This window comes from Pseudomonas sp. NFACC25, from assembly GCF_900100935.1.
GTDB classification, from domain to species: domain Bacteria; phylum Pseudomonadota; class Gammaproteobacteria; order Pseudomonadales; family Pseudomonadaceae; genus Aquipseudomonas; species Aquipseudomonas marginalis.
In genome coordinates this window covers 1-15,003 of record NZ_FMUC01000007.1, presented here as the reverse complement: position 1 = coordinate 15,003, position 15,003 = coordinate 1, and the positions used below count along the sequence as shown (strand labels likewise).

Genomic DNA, 15,003 nt, shown 5'->3' with positions numbered 1-15,003 from the left:
TGTTGAACAGGTCCGGGGGCAAAACCGAACGCCACTGCGCCCATGGGGTCCTAACTTCAGGTGCCGGGATTTTTCAGCCCCGCCCTCCCCGCGTGCATTGTGGGTTTACCGATGTGCGTACCCAATAAGAAGGAGACGCTTACATGGTCATTCACTTCAAGGTTGCCGGGCATTTGGCCTGCGGCCATCACGGCAATAGCCTGCCCTCCAGCACCGAGCTGAATCGGGTCAAGTGCCGCACCTGCCGCAACACCGATGCCTACAAGGAAGCGCGCCGCAACCAGCGCAACGCCGCACGCCGTGCTTCGCGCCAGGCCAAGACCCACACCAGCACCGACTGGCGCAGGGCCTGGACGCAGCGCCTGACCGACCTGCCAGGGCGACAACGCCTGCCCCGCGGCTTCGGCGCACAGCCTTTCGTATAAGCCAGAAACGCAGAAGCCCCGGACAAACCGGGGCTTCGTTTTCAATCAATCATCATTGGACATCGGCCTGTTGCGTGCCTGGTAACCCGGCAACGTGGCGGCATACGCCAGTGCCTGTTCACGGGAATTGAAGGACGCCAGCCGATCCTGGGGCGTACACACCCGCCATGGCCCGAAATTGACCTGCACGATGTCGTATCCATTCAGGTGCAGCTTCTTCAGCAGTGGAGCGCTCATAGTCACCTCGCTTTCCTGAGATTTCCCAGCGTTGCACGCCCTACCTTACACCCGCATCCAGGCTCATGACTGACCGCATGTCGCGGCGGCCAGGCTACTTGACCTTGCTGCTCAAGGTATCCAGGCTGCGCTTGAGATCATCCAGGCTGCGCTTCAAACCGTCGATGTCGTTTTTCTGCCGTTCGATCGTGCTGTTCTGATCCTCGACCGTGCGCTTGAGGCTCGCCAACTGGCTGTCACTGGAACTGGCGCTCGAACCGTCCCTGCGCTTGAACTCATCGAACGCGCGGTCCTGCCCCTCCAGCTTGCCTTTCAGGCCTTGTACCTCACTCTCGGTACGTTTCTGCGCAGCCTGCAGCTGTTCAATATCCCCCACCGAAATGCTCGACGCCTCCAACACATACTGGTTGCCCGCCTCCAGCGAAGCCCCCGTCAACCGGTCACCGCCTGACGCGCTGAAATCCCCCCACTTCACCGCACTCCCAGCCTGTGCCGTACCGGCCAACAATCCCACGACACCTGCAATAACCATCCAATAGCGCCTGTGAACACTGAGCATCAACTGATTCCTTTCCAGACGGCCGGGATGGCATATCGCTATGACTGTCATTTATGCCGCTTGTTCCCGTGCAGTAGGAATCCTCTGGTTCGCCTGTTAAAGCCGATGTAGATCACTGATCTGCCAAGCTTTTTCATACGCCGTCCATGCAAGAAAGCGGCAGCCCGACCTTGCGTCGAAGCGCCTGGATCTATATATTCCCAACCCTGCAACAACGCGCTACCGCCCGAATGGCGAAACTGGTAGACGCATGGGACTTAAAATCCCCCGCCTGTAAAGGCGTCCCGGTTCGACTCCGGGTTCGGGCACCAATCAAACCCTGTAAAATCAGGTACTTAAAGAGATCTCTTCGGAGGTCTTTTTTTGTTTTCGGGCCCTGCAATGCGCCATGGGAACTTCATGGGAACCTCAGTCGTATTTTTACGCATCCCCCGCAATCTCTCCACAGCCCTCCTAAGCCGTAGAGGTTCCCGAGGTTCCCACAGCACCTGCCCGAAAAAAACTCCTGACTTTCCTGAAGGCAATAAAAAACCCGGTCGCGGGGGCCAGGTTTTGGGGGAGTGCCTGGGCGTCGTGCCGGGGCCTCGGTCGAGCATCATGCTCTATGCGAATCAGGTCAATCTCTAGGGACGGATGGCGTCACGCGGGGCAGTACATCGTCTTTGAAAAACGCACTACGTCATCACGCTTGTAAAACACCCGCCTGCTGATATGTTTGTGCGGCGGAATTTTATCCATGTGCTTTCCCGCGTACCGCCAGAAGCGCAGGGTATCAGCTGAAACTCCAAGAATCGTAGCAGCATCTTCAGCGCGAATGTACTCACTCATACAGCATTCCTTTTTACGTAAATGGTCGTGCAAGCGAGGCCTCAACCCTCAGCTTGTCAATTCACGGTAATTGTTTGAAAAGTTGGCGTCAAGGCGCGGAAAGAGCTTTTTCAAAGTATGCTAACAACATATCTTTAATATTTAACAGTACATTGAAAGTATACTGTTTTACGGACATAAAAAATCCTCAGCAGGTATGAGAGAGACTGTCAGGGCTACATAACTGAAGGAAAAAGGATGTAAGCCCTCAGCCACAACCAATTATAACATAGCAGATTGTATAGTGCGTGGTTTTTGCTCCTTTTGTTATCATATTTAAACCGTATTGATGTGCAAGTCTCCGATTTCGTTTTGAGCTTTGAAGCCGTTAGTGCCAGGTCTGTATTTGATGCGAGCCATCACAGTTGCGCCGCTAGCCTTAATTACATGTTGAAGTTCTTCCATAGGTGTCTTAGTGGCCTTCGCGATCTTCTGGATGGTTGAGTTGCTGATCTTGATTGCCACGTCGCTATTACCATCACCATAAAGTCTGTGCCAGAAGTGCCGCCCGGCATGATCACCTGACATGACTTGAAGTTCCATTAGTACGGATGCGCCACCGCTCTTTGTGGGTTTGCTGTTGAACGACTTGAACTTGATCATTGCGTCGTGGGTTGGCATTGCTTCCGTCGATTCCGACTTTTTGACGACAATAGTGGTATCGACCTGCTTCTTGAACTTCCTGCGAATTGAGTTGATGTGTGACTTCGCGAAGATTTGGCAAGAACGCCACGCTGCTGCTTCTGGTGACTCACCTGGGCGCGGCCTGTTTCTTGGGTACTGCATATCGCGGAAGTACGGGTCGTCCGAATACTCAGTGTTGTCGTGCTCGAACAACCTCTTAGCAATCTCTTCTTCTGTTGCTGAAGTGACCATGCCGCCGACGATCCTGTTGAGCTCATAAGACCTACCACGGGCTCCGGTGTTGCCAGTTGCTTTGCGTGATGCTCCTGGCTTGTAAGTCATGCTAAGTCCGTAGCTGGACTGCTGAAGCTTCAGCTCAAGCACTTCTACAGGCTTGCCTGGGTTGTAAAAGCTGATCGCGTGAGCAAGGCGATCAGGATGCGCCGTGTAGACGTAGTAGCACTGCGATGGAACTCTCCAGCAAGGGTCGATTGCGCGAAGCAACCTGCCATCCAGAAAGTCGTCTAGGGTCTCAAGCATCGCTGCGCAGATCGAATTGTGCTCTTCGTAAAAGTAGGGTCTGTCGGGGGTCATCACGACCCTAAAACGCGGTGCAGTCAGCGTGTGGCTGTGGCTCGTGTAGAGAAAGTGTTCAAGACCCAGATCAAGGAGTGCGTCCTCGATCTCTTCAAGCGCGATCATCTCGTCGTCATATCCTTCACCAAGTTTCTGGTCGATGTCGAAGATGATCAAGGAAGACGAGACCACATTGAGGTCGCTGCGCGCCGGGATATTAAAACTGGCCGGTACGAACGTCATTGCATTCGTTTTCTCAGCCAAAACCTTAGGCTGCTCAAAATGCTTCTTGAACAGTGTGTGTAATGAGTCAGCAGACTTATTCGAAACGTAGCTCGTTGAAGCCGTTGTCTGTGTTGCATATCTAATAGGCATTTGCTTTTTCCTTTCATTCTCGAGGCTCTCTCTTGCCTCGATGCGATAAGTATTCAAAATGAACAAACATGGGCGCAACTACTTTTTTATTTATTTGGGCTGTCGAGAGTTTGGGACAGCTATTGAGTGTGTATCCTCCGTGTTTCTGGGCTGAGCTCAGCTTCTAGGGGTTCACAAAAATTTTTTCTTAGTCATGCTGGGGTAAGCAGCCACCCCATCTACCTGTCTTCACTTTCTTTTTCTTCTAAATAGAGAGGTAGTAGATGGGGTGAAGGGACGGAAAACATTTGGCTCAGAGAAACGCTTTTAATCATTCCTGTGTGGATATATGTATACCCAATTTAATTATTTTGCCTAACTTCCAATAGACATCTTGTTTCAATGCTCACTCATTTTTGATACTAGATACATCAGGGGAATGAGAGATCCCCTGAAATTGAGGAAACACATAATGAACAATGCAACCTCATCGCAAGCAGTCATCATCGACAACAACAAAAATGCTCTTGTAACCGCTCTTGAACTTAGAGAATACAAAAACATTACCCGCCTGATATCTATCGATGGCAATGTCCTGAACGCTGTCTCAGTAGCTTATAAAACAGCTTCTGGTCTCCACAGCGCCGATGCTGGTCAGATCACTCGTTCGATCTACACCATGTCCAAAATCGCAATCGCTTTGATGATCGTCAAAGCTGACAGCAGTGACAAAGCTTTCGACACAGCAGCGTTCGAAATCGCTCGTGATGTTTTCGTCTCCGGCAAAACCCCGGAGAGAGCCCAGGCTCTCGCTGAAGCAACAGGTCGAACCCAAGACGTCTGCGAAGCTCTCATCAACGACAAGCTCGAATTCCTGACTAGCCGGATGAACTCCAAAACCAACGCCCTGAAAGACACCGGCATCTCCCCTGAGAGCCCTGAGGCCATTCGCGACATCATCCTGGCAGACGGCGGCAAATACCTGATCAGCCTGCCGACCGGCGAAGGCAAATCGACGATCATCAACGAGCCCGTCATTCAGCGCTACCTTGATACCGGCAAGAAGGTGCTTGTGATCTCCCACCGTCGCTCGATCAATAAAACCTTGGCAAACCTGCCCGGCATCGTGAGCTACGACGAGTGCGATAGTCCTGAAGTCCTCGCAAATGCCAAGGGTTTGAAGATCGTGGTCAACTCCCTGACTGCCCTGAAATTCAAGCGCTTCATCCAGGAGGTCGATCTGGTTGTCATTGACGAAGCTTCGCAAGTCATCAGCCACATACTCGGCGGCGAAGTGAAGAACCGCCAGACCGTCTGGGAAACCATGAACTTTGTCGTCAAACACACAGCAACCGTGATCATGTCCGACGCTGACATCGACGCACGCTGCGCTGAAATGATCGGGGCTGAATACAAGCTTTTCAAAAAGCCCGCTGCTCACGCTGGTATCAAAGTGCAGACCGGCGACATCAATCACGTCAGGGCCCTTGCTGTATCGTCGGCTTGCAAGGTGAACACGCTTATTGCTTGCGATGCCGTGAAAGAAGCCAATGCCCTCGCGAAGTCGATTGAGAAACAAGGCGGGCCAGCAGCCTTGGTGATCACTGCTGAAAACGCGTTGTGGCCAGAGCAAGCTGCCTTCATTTCGAACCCGAACGCTACGACCCACCAGGTGGTGATTTACAGCCCAGTGATCACATCAGCTCTCTCGATCACGTCAGGTCATTTCAGGGCGCATTACGGGCTCTTCCAGGGCCAAGTGGTGCCAAGCGACGCAATTCAAATGCTTCGTCGCGACCGCACTGCTGGGAGCTTCATCGTCGGTATCAAGCAGCCGATGTACAGCAGGTCTGAAACCGTCGAAGCGACCTACAAGTGCAGTCCTATTGGAGTTGATGATCTCGTCCCACACCTGAAAGCTGATGCATACGTCCCGCTAGTTTTTGTTCGCGCCCCTGATAAGTCAGATGAAGAAAATGATGTGGCGATCAATCAAGCCCAGGCTGATGCCAAGAAGATGTTTGATGCTGCTCAAGGCGCCAAGCTTCAGAGATTGGTTAGCGCTGAGGTTGCGGCAATTAACTTCCGCTTTCTGGAGTACGGGCATCGCAAAAACGAGGCATGGCTGCGAGACAACATCCAGACGGCACTCCCAGCAAGCCTGCTCGCACGTGGTTTTGAAGTCGAAGTCCTGGAGCATGACGATGACCTTTCTATCTCCGGATTCAAAGCGGATAGCCAGGCTCGCAAGGCAGTAAAGCGCCAGATCGCCAAAGGCCTCAACAGCGCTGCTAAGGCCGATGAAGCAACTACCCAGCGTGTAAAGGAGTACGGCTCAGTCAACGAGCATGAGCACTTGGAGGCATCACGCGCTAGGGCAATCGCAGTCATGAAAGTCTCTGATTTCAACTTGGACGACGCGATGGTCTGGGGCTCTGGCGACGGTGAGTCAAAGATCATCAAGTTCCGCGAGCTGATCGGCAACATTGAAGCCCTTGCCGCAACAGATGAGCGCAGCTCGAAAAAGGTAATGGCCCTGCTGAAGCCAGCACTGACCGCAATGACATCGGGCAACGGCTGGACTGGTGCTCACTGTGTCGAGCTGTTCGACAGCCTGAACGCTATTCGCGCTGACGTACTGGAAGCAGGGATCAGGATGAGCTCTGCAAAAAGCGACCAGGCCAAGAAGGCAGATATCACAAAGATCTTCGGGCAGTTCGGACTTGTCGTCAAAAAGCACGAGACAACGAACAAGCAGTTTTTCTACACCATTAGCCCGAAATCACTGGCTCAAATGACACGATACATCTGATGTATCAAACGCCAAGGAAGGCTGTAAACGGCAGCAGACCCTACCTGTATCATCTTCTTGGAGAGCGTGTGCTCGGGTTTCGGATGGACGAAGACGACAAACTCACGGAAATCAGAATCAAGGAGTCTGCGGTGGTTGCTGACGGCGAATGGGGCGAAAAAGAGGTCACCCGGGTTCGTGTTTTCAAGAGGGACGGCGAAGTCGTGACCTGGTCTGTCTACGATGGTGAAGATGGATCTCCTATCGCCCTTGAGCAGCCATTTGCTCTCAAAGAGATCCCTGTCGTTGCGGTGCATTCCTCGCCCGTCGTCGCAAGTGGCGAGTTGATGGCAGCGCCTCCGCTGATCGACCTTGCTTACGGGAACGTGCAGCACTGGCAAGAGAAATCTGATCAGCTAAATATTCTCCGGGTTGCCAGGATTCCCGTGCTTTTCGCCTCGGGCGTAGCTGATGACCCTCTATTGCCATTGGTGCCGAGTACGCGATCAAGGGCGATATTGGTGCTGATCTCAAGTACGTCGAACACTCAGGCGCTGCGATTGGTGCTGGTCGTGATTCGATACGCAATCTTGAGATGCAGATGCAATCCTACGGCCTGGATATGCTTGAAAACACTGGCGTGGCTGAGACGGCCCAGGGGCGAACACTCAGAGCCGGTGAGACAAACAACCGGGTCGCAATGACTACCATCAATCTCAGCAGTGCTCTTTCTCAGGGCTTCGGTTGGCTCGCGTATTTCAACAGACTCCCTGACGCCGAATTTCATGTCGATATCAATACTGACTACGGCGTAACAAGTGATGCTCAAGAGCTCTCGACTCTCACCACGATCCGGACAATAGGCGACATCTCACGGGAAGACTACCTACAGGAAATGAAGCGCAGGAGCGTATTGGGCAACGAATTCAACCTTGCTGACAATGAAGATTGTCTTTCGACAGGGCTCGCCTGATCAGCGTGGAGGGGCCGCAGCCCCTCTAGTCTCTCAAGTGTCTAGCATGTCCCACTCATCACCCAGAATCCAACGAAGGGCCGACAGCTTCCCATTGATCATGCCCCACTCAAAGTCGTCCCATGGGCCTGTGTCTTCGTACTTCTCTCGAACCTTTTCGGCTGCAGCGAGAGCGCCTTTCAGGATGGAGCGGTGAATGACCTCATTGCCATACCTCTCAGTGCCGTCCTCAACGATCTCAACCTCGCCTTCTTCAAGGCCGTACATCATGTTCATGTGCCGGTTGTACCAAACCTTATCGACCAGCTCGTCCATGGCCCCCAGAATTTCCTGAAGGCCACGCGTCTGATCTTCCCAGGCCCACTCGTTTTCGTAGTGGAATTCCTCTAGGTCTAGCAGATATTCGATTGCCGGTTTCGTGGTATTGAAATATAGGGAGGTTTTGCCATCAAAGATGTCTGAAAAGTCTTCGTGGGGCTGCCTGTGATCTTTGCCTGAAAAGTCAGTGACGTTGTGGGTCACGAACCTGAAGCTATCGAAATTGGCTGCCTGCTCGACTCGGAATTCCTGGAAGGCTTCGGCCAGTACCGCATCAGCAACGCTATTCTTTTGCTTGTGGAATGGAGCTCTCTTATCGATTGCTCGCTCGGCAGCCTTTATCTTGGCGGCATCTGATATGGGAGTCTGGAAAGCCAAGTCGAACAGCTTAATCACTCGGTTGACGCTGCCCTGAGTCGCCTCGGAAAGGATCGGCAGCCGGTGGTTCACATCATCAATGGTCTCCAGGGCACTGTCCTTTCCTTCGCCGCCAAATGACTGGATCATCCCTTTGACAACGCGGATCTCACTCGCAATCCGCTTGCGTGTGGACTCAATGACCTTGTCCTTGTTTCGCTCGAATTCTGTACGCACAAGCTCGGGCACCAGGAGTTTGATGACACCTTCTTCGACCAGGTGCTCAATAGCCGTCAGCATTGGCAGCTCTGCTTTCTGGGTCGAAATATCAAGCCAGACGCAGGTGTCGAGCATTACTAAATGCATTGAAGCTCCCTTGAGTTTGCTGATTGCTAGACTTGGCTGTAGCCATCACCGGATAATGGCCTATCAACATACAGGAGCGTCAAATGTCTCGTCTTGCGGAATTCCGTCAGCTTGAAAAACACTTAGCCGAGCAACTGGCTGCCCTGGAAGCGATGAAGGGCGACGAAGGCCTGAAGAAAGAGGTTGAGTTCGAAACCAAGCTGCGCGCCTTGCTCGCTGAATACAGCTACAGCCTGCGCAACGTCATCGCCATTCTTGACCCGCAAGCCTCGACCCGCCGCGCTCCAGCAGCTGCAGAATCGAAGGCAGGCACCCGCAAGCCACGCCAGGTAAAAATCTACAAGAACCCACACTCGGGCGAAGTCGTTGAGACCAAAGGCGGCAACCACAAGATCCTGAAGGATTGGAAATCCGAATACGGCTCCGACACCGTGGAATCTTGGTTGGCTAAGTAAGACTGTTTGAGTACAAACAATTAGGGCCCTGCAGGGCCCTTTTCGTTATCTAAGGAATAAAGCTCATGGACATGGATCAGGAGTTTCAGCAGTTGTTAATCTTGGCCGGGCGCCCGATTCTTGTAGAACCTGCCGAGCGTACGTCTGATCTATTTTCATCCGGTGAGAAAGCCGGGCTGTCTGTTCGCGCCTTGATTGATGGTCTCAACATGGCCGGTGACCTCGGAAGCCAGGCCCCTGATCATTACGAGATGAATCGCCTGATCGTTTACAAAAACGTATCGGAGCGAGCCGCAAAGTACCGGAATGACCCTACCGATGACTCCTGGATGCCAGCTAGAGACGCGTCACTGCCGGGGCGCAAGGACTCTCTGCGTACGAGCATGGCCCATTTTGAACCGATCATTGATGTGATGTACCAGGAGAGGTGCGGCTCAATTGAGGCCGAATATCCTGGTTATCTCGCTACGCTTGGCGAGCCGATGATTCACCCAGGCGTGCAGTTTGAGCTTAAGGTTTCGCTGAACCAGTTGGCTTGTAGATTCCGCGCTGCTATCGAGAACGTAATGAAGACTGCCTGGGTTCCGGAGAACCTCCGGAGCTTCCCGCACAGCTGCTGCGGGACAATTTCTGAGCTGCTGGGCGAACACCTAAACAGCTTGGATATCGGAGAGTTCTACTACGTTTGCGGTGATAAGGACGGTGGCTCCCATGCCTGGCTGGAGGTATATGGCCTCGTCGTCGACATCACTGCTGATCAGTTCGAAGGCAGGCCGGCTGTCTACGTCGATGTAAAGGATGCCTGGTATGCCGAATGGGAAGAGGACACCAAGCATTTGGCGATTCATGAACCATCTGCGTTCTTCTATCGCGACGAAAGCCAATTCTTCGACCTTGTGCTGGAGCATATGCGGGAGCTGGGCACCTCCGCTGGCTGACCTGGCAGTGATGGCAGTATGTTGGCGTTTCTGAGTGCAAATGGGCCTCGCGGGCCTTTCAAGTGGAGATAGGGATGTTTAGTTTCCTGAAGGATCGAAAAGAATTCTGGCTGTTCTGGGGAGCCTGGATTGCGTTTGCCCTCCTGCTGATGGTGAAAATAAAGTTTGATGTCCCGGACGCGATGAAGTCATGGCCGCGCCTGATTTCAGCGCTTCAATCAGATGCATTCGAAGATATCGTAGGGGATTTGTTAACAGGACTGATATCTGCATATTTTTTTTACGTTGTTATCGATTTAATACCAAGGCGTAAAGTTGAAAGAAAGACTAAAGGGATACTGAGCACGCTACTGTCCTCGATTATCGAGACATTCCTTCATGACAGGATTATGGCCCACGCGGAGCCCTTGGGTAAATTTCATGAATTAGATCCTGAAGAGATATCTCAGTCTAGGCTACTGCTTAAAGGAAAGCCCGACTTGAGGCAGTTTCTATCACTTACGTTCATAGCCAAGTGGGGCTATCCGAAGTTTTCGAATGCATTGCAACTTGCAGTTTCACTTGGTGTTGATCACGGAGTGGTCTGGATGAATGTGACCGATTGCGTTGCCAGACTAAAAGATCACGGCGAGCGCGCAGATCGAACAGGACTCCTTGGAAGTATGGTAGACATAATAAACCTGCTGGATAAACCAGAGGTTGATGAAAGTGTCGAAGACGAGGTGTTCATGTGGCAGTTGATGGTGCGCAACGACATGAAGAAGTTCCTAGAGCTATCAGAAGAATGGCAATCGATTTGTTGGTGACACGGAAAAGGATTGAGCGGACATGAAAAAAATTGACTCATCTAAATTAAAGAAAGGCGACATCATACTGTCGACGTCTGTTGAAATTCAGAGCAAGATTATTAAGTTCTTCACGAAAAGCGATATATCCCATGCAATGATATGTGTTGCTAATAGTTCGGTTATGGATTCAACTGGCGAAGGCGTGCAGGCACGAAACATTGACAAGATGTTTTATGATGATAGCTGTGCGATCTATGCTTACCGATTAAAGCAACAGATTTCCCCCGAGCAAATGCAGGGGATTATCGATTACGTTCGTAGCGAGAACGGTGCTCCGTACACTCTGGCTGGAGCAGTAGGTGCAGTCGTCCTCCCTGGTGTGAAAGGAACGGGTATGCAGTATTGTTCTCGCCTTGTATCCAGAGCCTACGCAAGTCAGGGGATCATGTTTACTAACAATCCTGACGCTTGTACGCCTGCTCAAATCCAAAAGTCTAGTCTGGTTGAGCTCATTCCTGATGCCGTAACGGATGTGACCTCTGATGATATTGAAATGCTCTCAAGGCAGGGTGATACAACCATCCTCTTTAGAGATGCGACTTCAAAGCTCATGGGTGAGTTAAGGAAAATTGATTCATCCATAAGGGTTGTTAGTGATATTCACAGTTCGCTGCAAAAAAATCCCGAGCTTGATGATGCCATTGCCCTGGCGCTCAAAAGTACAGGTTATTTAAACTTCTGGCAGCTTGAGGTTTCAAGGTTTCCATGGCGATATGACCTTACTATTATGGTTCAGTTCTACCACTCTAGCAGTGACGCAAGAAAGATGGAGATCCTAGACTACTGTAGGTCTACATTAGCGCACGAAGCTGATGGTGATTTTAATCACTGGAATAGAACCATGAAAATCTATCAAGAACTAGAGATTGAAACACACCTTCAGGCATTCGCGCTGTTCAAAAATCTTTATATGACACTGTCGTTTGGGCATGGGCAGAGAGTCTCTCACGCCAAGACTATGCTCAAGGTGTACGGTAAGTAGCGTTGGCTTGTTGTCAAACTACTCAATGCCCATCCCGGCGCACCAAGTCTTTGTATCGTTCTCTGCTCTCAATGATCTGGTCGCGAAGTTCTTCCGGGTCGATGCTTATACAACCTCCAAGGGACACTTGGAGGGTTTTTGAGTGAGTTAGCGGCTAAGATGAACTGATCTTCCTGGATACCCAGACTGTCTTGGGCTTATCTTTTCTGAATAGCCTGACTAGCCAGAGCATGATCGCTATTCCGCTTCACAGACAAATAGCAAAGAACGCCACTCTTCCCGCTTCCGATCTTCGAAATCAGCACGGCTATAGGCAGTAGTATCCTGATCGTCGAACTGGTGACTGACCGCGTCTGCCAAGTGCTCTTCGATCTGCTCGATCCTGGCCAGTTGAGCTTGGTCTTCTGTCTCGTATACCTCTCCAATAGATCCAGAGCCTGCATGAACCACTACATAACCAACCATGATATGTTCCTCGATAAGTGCATATGTATTAAGCATGGCAGTGAGCTTTGAGTAGTTCAATAACTTTTTTCTACACTTTTCTAGGTTGTTCAGGAGGTAGAGGGAATAGTGCTCTAAAACCCCTGAAAACACAGGTGCGTATGCCAGCAGCATACTCTTAAAATAATTCCCGCAGTTGCTTTGCTAACAAACCTTGGGGACTAAAAAGGCCCTGGAGGGCCTCGAATGATATGAGGCTGATGATCCTAGACGGGGTCGATTTTTTCTTTCGTTTCAAAAAGCATGAAGATATCGACAGATTCTCCTCTGACCACCTCATCAGAGTCGAAATAAACATGGCTATAGCTAGGATCTCCGCAGGCATCTACGTTAGCTCTGTCGACGAGCGCTGGAAAGTCAAACATGGTCTTGCGGAACTCTCTCTCTGACAGGGGGGCGGGAATGACAACGTTGTACTGCAAATTCCCAAAATTAATAACTAGAACGTACTTGAAGTATTGGCTTGCAAACTCATCCTTAACCTTGAACAAGCCACACCTTAACTTACTGGGATCAAAGAATCCCTGGAACTCCCACTGCGCCACTGGAACACCGGAGAAAATCCTCGCGTGATCTTTATTTAAAATCCACTCTCTCAATTCGTCCAGCTGGCGAAATTCAACATCTGACATCAGGGCTAGTGCTATTTTGACAAACATCTTGTATACGGTTATAGGGCGGTAAGGCTGCCTGGGGAAATTGCATTTTAACTGATGGCCACCATCTACACTCACTGTCTCAAACCTAGACTCACCACCACTTAGCACATTTACCCTGATATCCCCGCGCCCTGAAAAAGTAATTTCGAGGCCGTCGTCCTTGTGCTTAGGATTTTTTCGTCCCCTGATGGTATTGACAATCCTGTGTGGCAATGTGTACTTGGAAAAACCATCTTCTAGATAAATCGAGAAGTGATTATTGCAAGCGTCGCACTCCAGGCGATCTATTAGAGTTCGGTTTCCAATCGATATAGGAATGGCGTGAGATACAGACTTGAATGTTGTTTCGCCTGGGCCTTTGCCACAATACCTGCAAATCTTTGTAGTTCGTTCACGGCTAACATCAATGACTAATTGCTCTGTAGAGTCGAGAGTCTTAAAGAAAAGCAGGTCGTAACAAGCTCGCAGGCTTTCCATGCGTTCATCATTTTCTAAAAAGAATTCTTCTGACATTAGTCATTCTCGCTAATAGAAACAGCTGAACCTGTAGCTATTATGGCAATTCATGTGTGTGGTTTTGCATGACCACCTGGAGCGCGTGAGCGTCTAGCAGTGCTCGGTGCCCCTTGCGGAATGGTAATTTTCGCAGGATCTCCCCGGAAGCCTCTCTGCCGACGGATACTTCAATCGGTTTAACTTCAAAGGTCGCCTCTATACAAGCAGCTTCGTACAGGACATCCATCCAGTAGCAATCGGTTGGATTGTCAGAGCACAGGATTTTGCCGGCAAACAGGTGGTTCATCCTTTCAGCCACCTGGATAGCAGGGGTGCCTTTATTCACCAGCTGCTCACGGGTGATCTGATGCATGTCTTGGGCGTCGTAGCTCCAGTGATCCCAGTAATCCGCTGGCTTGATCAGCGCCTGGTACTCACCACCGGGGTACACCACGGCGACCTCAACTGGGTAGCTGTCTGGCGCGATCCCTGAAGCCTCAAAGTCGATGAAATGTGTTGGCTCCATGCCGGTCGTCCATGCCAAAAGGCCATCTTGTCTGCGGCCAGGTTTGGAGTCAAACCGCGTTGCCTGACCATTGGTGCGGTGATACGTTGCCGGGATGACTCAGCCCCTGTTCGACCTCGACCTTTCGCGTGTCACTCGTGAGCACTACATCACAGGGAAAGCCGCGATCAACTTCTCATTTCCGGGCGTGACCACTGGTGGGTGGCATGTTTTGGCGTATTGGGATCGTGATTCCGGGGTGTGCAAAGTATCGCTCGCGGGGATTCATTTTCCCGATATGACGGCCTTCTTTGGTGATGCGGGGATCTTGGATGCAACCCAGTTGCTAGCTGAGCGTGGGTGGCATGCTGAAGGGAAATCTGTCTGGATGGCTGATCACTTCAGGTCTGCCGCAGACATGGTCGTCAGATGGGCTCTGAGCGAGTCTCAGCATTGCAGCGTGGAGATAGGTGAGTGGTTTCCGGCTGAGGGGGATCGGCAGCGGTTCCTCGACCTTTTAGGGGAAGCCAAGCTTCAGTTGCGAGAGATGGGGAGACTTGAGAAGGTTGAGCGCTGGCTTGATACTCAAGGCTGACCAAAGACCTCCGCTGCCCTGGCATCAACCTGATTGAGTGAATGGCCGTGTGTGCATTGTGGACTGACTGAACAAGGGAATAACCGGGTGGTAGCGATATCAGCTTCGTCCTTTCCTAAATCCCCTCTCGTAATGTTGAGAGGGGCTGAGCAGGCTACATGAACTTTGCAGTCGGTGGCATAGAGGACGCTTCGCAGCCGCATCCGTGAACACTGAAGAACTCATCGTAAGCGCTCCATAAACCCCACCTGTTCAAAAATAGGCGGCGCGCTTAGCTAGGCGATGCGGGCGAACAGTTCCACGGCAGCAAGGCTTCGTAATCTTCAACCGAGGTTGCCTGTGGCAGGCGCTCAAGGGCGTGGCGCAGCCACGCATAGGGCTCTTGGCCGTTGGCTTTAGCCGTCTCGACCAAACTGTAAAGTTGAGCGCTGGCCGTCGCGCCTTTGGGCGTGTCGCTGAACAGCCAGTTCTTGCGCCCGATCACGAAGGGCCGGATCGCACGCTCGGCCGCATTGTTGTCGATCGGCAAATATCCGGCTTCGGTGTAGCGCACCAACTTGATCCAGTTGCTGGCC

Annotated in this window: 17 protein-coding genes, 1 tRNA gene and 2 pseudogenes; 11 read left to right on the top strand and 9 right to left on the bottom strand. The window is 51.5% G+C overall.

The genetic code is table 11. The annotated features are described in order from the left end of the window. The first annotated feature begins 143 nt into the window (after positions 1–143). Positions 144–425, top strand: a complete 282-nt coding sequence (locus BLQ09_RS16900) for a hypothetical protein (protein WP_092357924.1) — start codon at positions 144–146, stop codon at positions 423–425. A gap of 45 nt (positions 426–470) precedes the next feature. Here BLQ09_RS16900 and BLQ09_RS16895 read toward each other — a convergent pair whose 3' ends face one another. Then, positions 471–662 (bottom strand): DUF2188 domain-containing protein, encoded by a 192-nt coding sequence (locus BLQ09_RS16895; RefSeq protein WP_092357922.1) that lies wholly within the window; start codon positions 660–662, stop codon positions 471–473. Positions 663–756: 94 nt separating this feature from the next. Continuing rightward, entirely contained in the window at positions 757–1,194 is a 438-nt protein-coding gene (locus tag BLQ09_RS16890) for a hypothetical protein (protein ID WP_256568866.1), read from the bottom strand. Positions 1,195–1,445: 251 nt separating this feature from the next. Here BLQ09_RS16890 and BLQ09_RS16885 point away from each other — a divergent pair. After that, a tRNA-Leu gene (locus BLQ09_RS16885) sits at positions 1,446–1,532 on the top strand. A gap of 328 nt (positions 1,533–1,860) precedes the next feature. Here the strand turns inward: BLQ09_RS16885 and BLQ09_RS16880 are convergent. Next, positions 1,861–2,049: a helix-turn-helix domain-containing protein gene (locus BLQ09_RS16880; RefSeq protein WP_092357918.1), complete on the bottom strand. Its 189-nt coding sequence runs from the start codon at positions 2,047–2,049 to the stop codon at positions 1,861–1,863. 315 nt (positions 2,050–2,364) lie between these two features. Further along, positions 2,365–3,663: a hypothetical protein gene (locus BLQ09_RS16875; protein ID WP_092357916.1), complete on the bottom strand. Its 1,299-nt coding sequence runs from the start codon at positions 3,661–3,663 to the stop codon at positions 2,365–2,367. A gap of 451 nt (positions 3,664–4,114) precedes the next feature. On the opposite strand from BLQ09_RS16875, the gene BLQ09_RS16870 reads away from it, so the two are divergent. The 4 genes and pseudogenes from BLQ09_RS16870 to BLQ09_RS31315 all read left to right on the top strand — a co-directional run bounded on the left by BLQ09_RS16870 (position 4,115) and on the right by BLQ09_RS31315 (position 7,406). After that, positions 4,115–6,454, top strand: a complete 2,340-nt coding sequence (locus BLQ09_RS16870; protein ID WP_092357914.1) for a DEAD/DEAH box helicase — start codon at positions 4,115–4,117, stop codon at positions 6,452–6,454. Then, positions 6,454–6,894: pseudogene (locus BLQ09_RS31905) on the top strand (DUF4055 domain-containing protein); the annotation flags it as partial. The gene BLQ09_RS16870 and the pseudogene BLQ09_RS31905, both read left to right, overlap by 1 nt. A 20-nt stretch (positions 6,895–6,914) precedes the next feature. Next, positions 6,915–7,133 (top strand): annotated as a pseudogene (locus BLQ09_RS31900) (DUF4055 domain-containing protein); the annotation flags it as partial. Continuing rightward, positions 7,134–7,406, top strand: coding sequence for a hypothetical protein (locus tag BLQ09_RS31315; RefSeq protein WP_175472320.1), 273 nt, complete (start codon positions 7,134–7,136; stop codon positions 7,404–7,406). Between the two features lie 33 nt (positions 7,407–7,439). Here the strand turns inward: BLQ09_RS31315 and BLQ09_RS16855 are convergent, their stop codons facing one another. Next, a complete protein-coding gene (locus tag BLQ09_RS16855) occupies positions 7,440–8,447 on the bottom strand; it encodes a PIN domain-containing protein (RefSeq protein ID WP_092357908.1) in 1,008 nt (335 codons plus the stop codon). A gap of 83 nt (positions 8,448–8,530) precedes the next feature. Between BLQ09_RS16855 and BLQ09_RS16850 the strand changes: the two genes are divergently transcribed. The 4 genes from BLQ09_RS16850 to BLQ09_RS16835 all read left to right on the top strand — a co-directional run bounded on the left by BLQ09_RS16850 (position 8,531) and on the right by BLQ09_RS16835 (position 11,670). Beyond that, positions 8,531–8,902: a histone-like nucleoid-structuring protein, MvaT/MvaU family gene (locus tag BLQ09_RS16850; RefSeq protein WP_092357906.1), complete on the top strand. Its 372-nt coding sequence runs from the start codon at positions 8,531–8,533 to the stop codon at positions 8,900–8,902. 65 nt (positions 8,903–8,967) lie between these two features. Then, a complete protein-coding gene (locus BLQ09_RS31615; RefSeq protein WP_256568865.1) occupies positions 8,968–9,840 on the top strand; it encodes a hypothetical protein in 873 nt (290 codons plus the stop codon). A 74-nt stretch (positions 9,841–9,914) separates the two neighbouring features. Next, complete coding sequence (locus BLQ09_RS16840; protein WP_092357904.1) at positions 9,915–10,646, top strand: hypothetical protein; 732 nt, start codon at positions 9,915–9,917, stop codon at positions 10,644–10,646. 22 nt (positions 10,647–10,668) lie between these two features. Beyond that, entirely contained in the window at positions 10,669–11,670 is a 1,002-nt protein-coding gene (locus tag BLQ09_RS16835) for a YiiX/YebB-like N1pC/P60 family cysteine hydrolase (protein WP_092357902.1), read from the top strand. 237 nt (positions 11,671–11,907) lie between these two features. Here BLQ09_RS16835 and BLQ09_RS16830 read toward each other — a convergent pair whose 3' ends face one another. The 3 genes from BLQ09_RS16830 to BLQ09_RS16820 form a co-directional block, all read right to left on the bottom strand. After that, positions 11,908–12,288, bottom strand: a complete 381-nt coding sequence (locus BLQ09_RS16830; RefSeq protein WP_092357900.1) for a hypothetical protein — start codon at positions 12,286–12,288, stop codon at positions 11,908–11,910. Positions 12,289–12,380: 92 nt separating this feature from the next. Beyond that, positions 12,381–13,346 (bottom strand): HNH endonuclease, encoded by a 966-nt coding sequence (locus tag BLQ09_RS16825; protein WP_092357898.1) that lies wholly within the window; start codon positions 13,344–13,346, stop codon positions 12,381–12,383. A gap of 40 nt (positions 13,347–13,386) precedes the next feature. After that, positions 13,387–13,872: a hypothetical protein gene (locus BLQ09_RS16820; protein WP_139202121.1), complete on the bottom strand. Its 486-nt coding sequence runs from the start codon at positions 13,870–13,872 to the stop codon at positions 13,387–13,389. A 76-nt stretch (positions 13,873–13,948) separates the two neighbouring features. Between BLQ09_RS16820 and BLQ09_RS16815 the strand changes: the two genes are divergently transcribed. After that, positions 13,949–14,428 carry a hypothetical protein gene (locus BLQ09_RS16815; protein ID WP_092357893.1) on the top strand — a complete coding sequence of 160 codons (480 nt, stop codon included), beginning with the start codon at positions 13,949–13,951 and terminating at the stop codon, positions 14,426–14,428. Positions 14,429–14,699: 271 nt separating this feature from the next. Here the strand turns inward: BLQ09_RS16815 and BLQ09_RS16810 are convergent. Beyond that, positions 14,700–15,003 (bottom strand): transposase domain-containing protein (locus BLQ09_RS16810; RefSeq protein ID WP_139202120.1); only part of this gene is annotated, 304 nt, incomplete at its 5' end.

What these genes read in the sequence shown, in the direction of transcription:
- BLQ09_RS16875 (WP_092357916.1), bottom strand. Translation starts at nt 3,663, where the DNA reads ATGCCTATTAGATATGCAACACAGACAACGGCTTCAACGAGCTACGTT.
- BLQ09_RS16850 (WP_092357906.1), top strand. Translation starts at nt 8,531, where the DNA reads ATGTCTCGTCTTGCGGAATTCCGTCAGCTTGAAAAACACTTAGCCGAG.
- BLQ09_RS16840 (WP_092357904.1), top strand. Translation starts at nt 9,915, where the DNA reads ATGTTTAGTTTCCTGAAGGATCGAAAAGAATTCTGGCTGTTCTGGGGA.
- BLQ09_RS31615 (WP_256568865.1), top strand. Translation starts at nt 8,968, where the DNA reads ATGGACATGGATCAGGAGTTTCAGCAGTTGTTAATCTTGGCCGGGCGC.
- BLQ09_RS16895 (WP_092357922.1), bottom strand. Translation starts at nt 662, where the DNA reads ATGAGCGCTCCACTGCTGAAGAAGCTGCACCTGAATGGATACGACATC.
- BLQ09_RS16900 (WP_092357924.1), top strand. Translation starts at nt 144, where the DNA reads ATGGTCATTCACTTCAAGGTTGCCGGGCATTTGGCCTGCGGCCATCAC.
- BLQ09_RS16870 (WP_092357914.1), top strand. Translation starts at nt 4,115, where the DNA reads ATGAACAATGCAACCTCATCGCAAGCAGTCATCATCGACAACAACAAA.
- BLQ09_RS16825 (WP_092357898.1), bottom strand. Translation starts at nt 13,346, where the DNA reads ATGTCAGAAGAATTCTTTTTAGAAAATGATGAACGCATGGAAAGCCTG.
- BLQ09_RS16890 (WP_256568866.1), bottom strand. Translation starts at nt 1,194, where the DNA reads ATGGTTATTGCAGGTGTCGTGGGATTGTTGGCCGGTACGGCACAGGCT.
- BLQ09_RS16815 (WP_092357893.1), top strand. Translation starts at nt 13,949, where the DNA reads ATGACTCAGCCCCTGTTCGACCTCGACCTTTCGCGTGTCACTCGTGAG.
- BLQ09_RS16830 (WP_092357900.1), bottom strand. Translation starts at nt 12,288, where the DNA reads ATGCTGCTGGCATACGCACCTGTGTTTTCAGGGGTTTTAGAGCACTAT.
- BLQ09_RS16835 (WP_092357902.1), top strand. Translation starts at nt 10,669, where the DNA reads ATGAAAAAAATTGACTCATCTAAATTAAAGAAAGGCGACATCATACTG.
- BLQ09_RS16880 (WP_092357918.1), bottom strand. Translation starts at nt 2,049, where the DNA reads ATGAGTGAGTACATTCGCGCTGAAGATGCTGCTACGATTCTTGGAGTT.
- BLQ09_RS16855 (WP_092357908.1), bottom strand. Translation starts at nt 8,447, where the DNA reads ATGCATTTAGTAATGCTCGACACCTGCGTCTGGCTTGATATTTCGACC.
- BLQ09_RS31315 (WP_175472320.1), top strand. Translation starts at nt 7,134, where the DNA reads ATGACTACCATCAATCTCAGCAGTGCTCTTTCTCAGGGCTTCGGTTGG.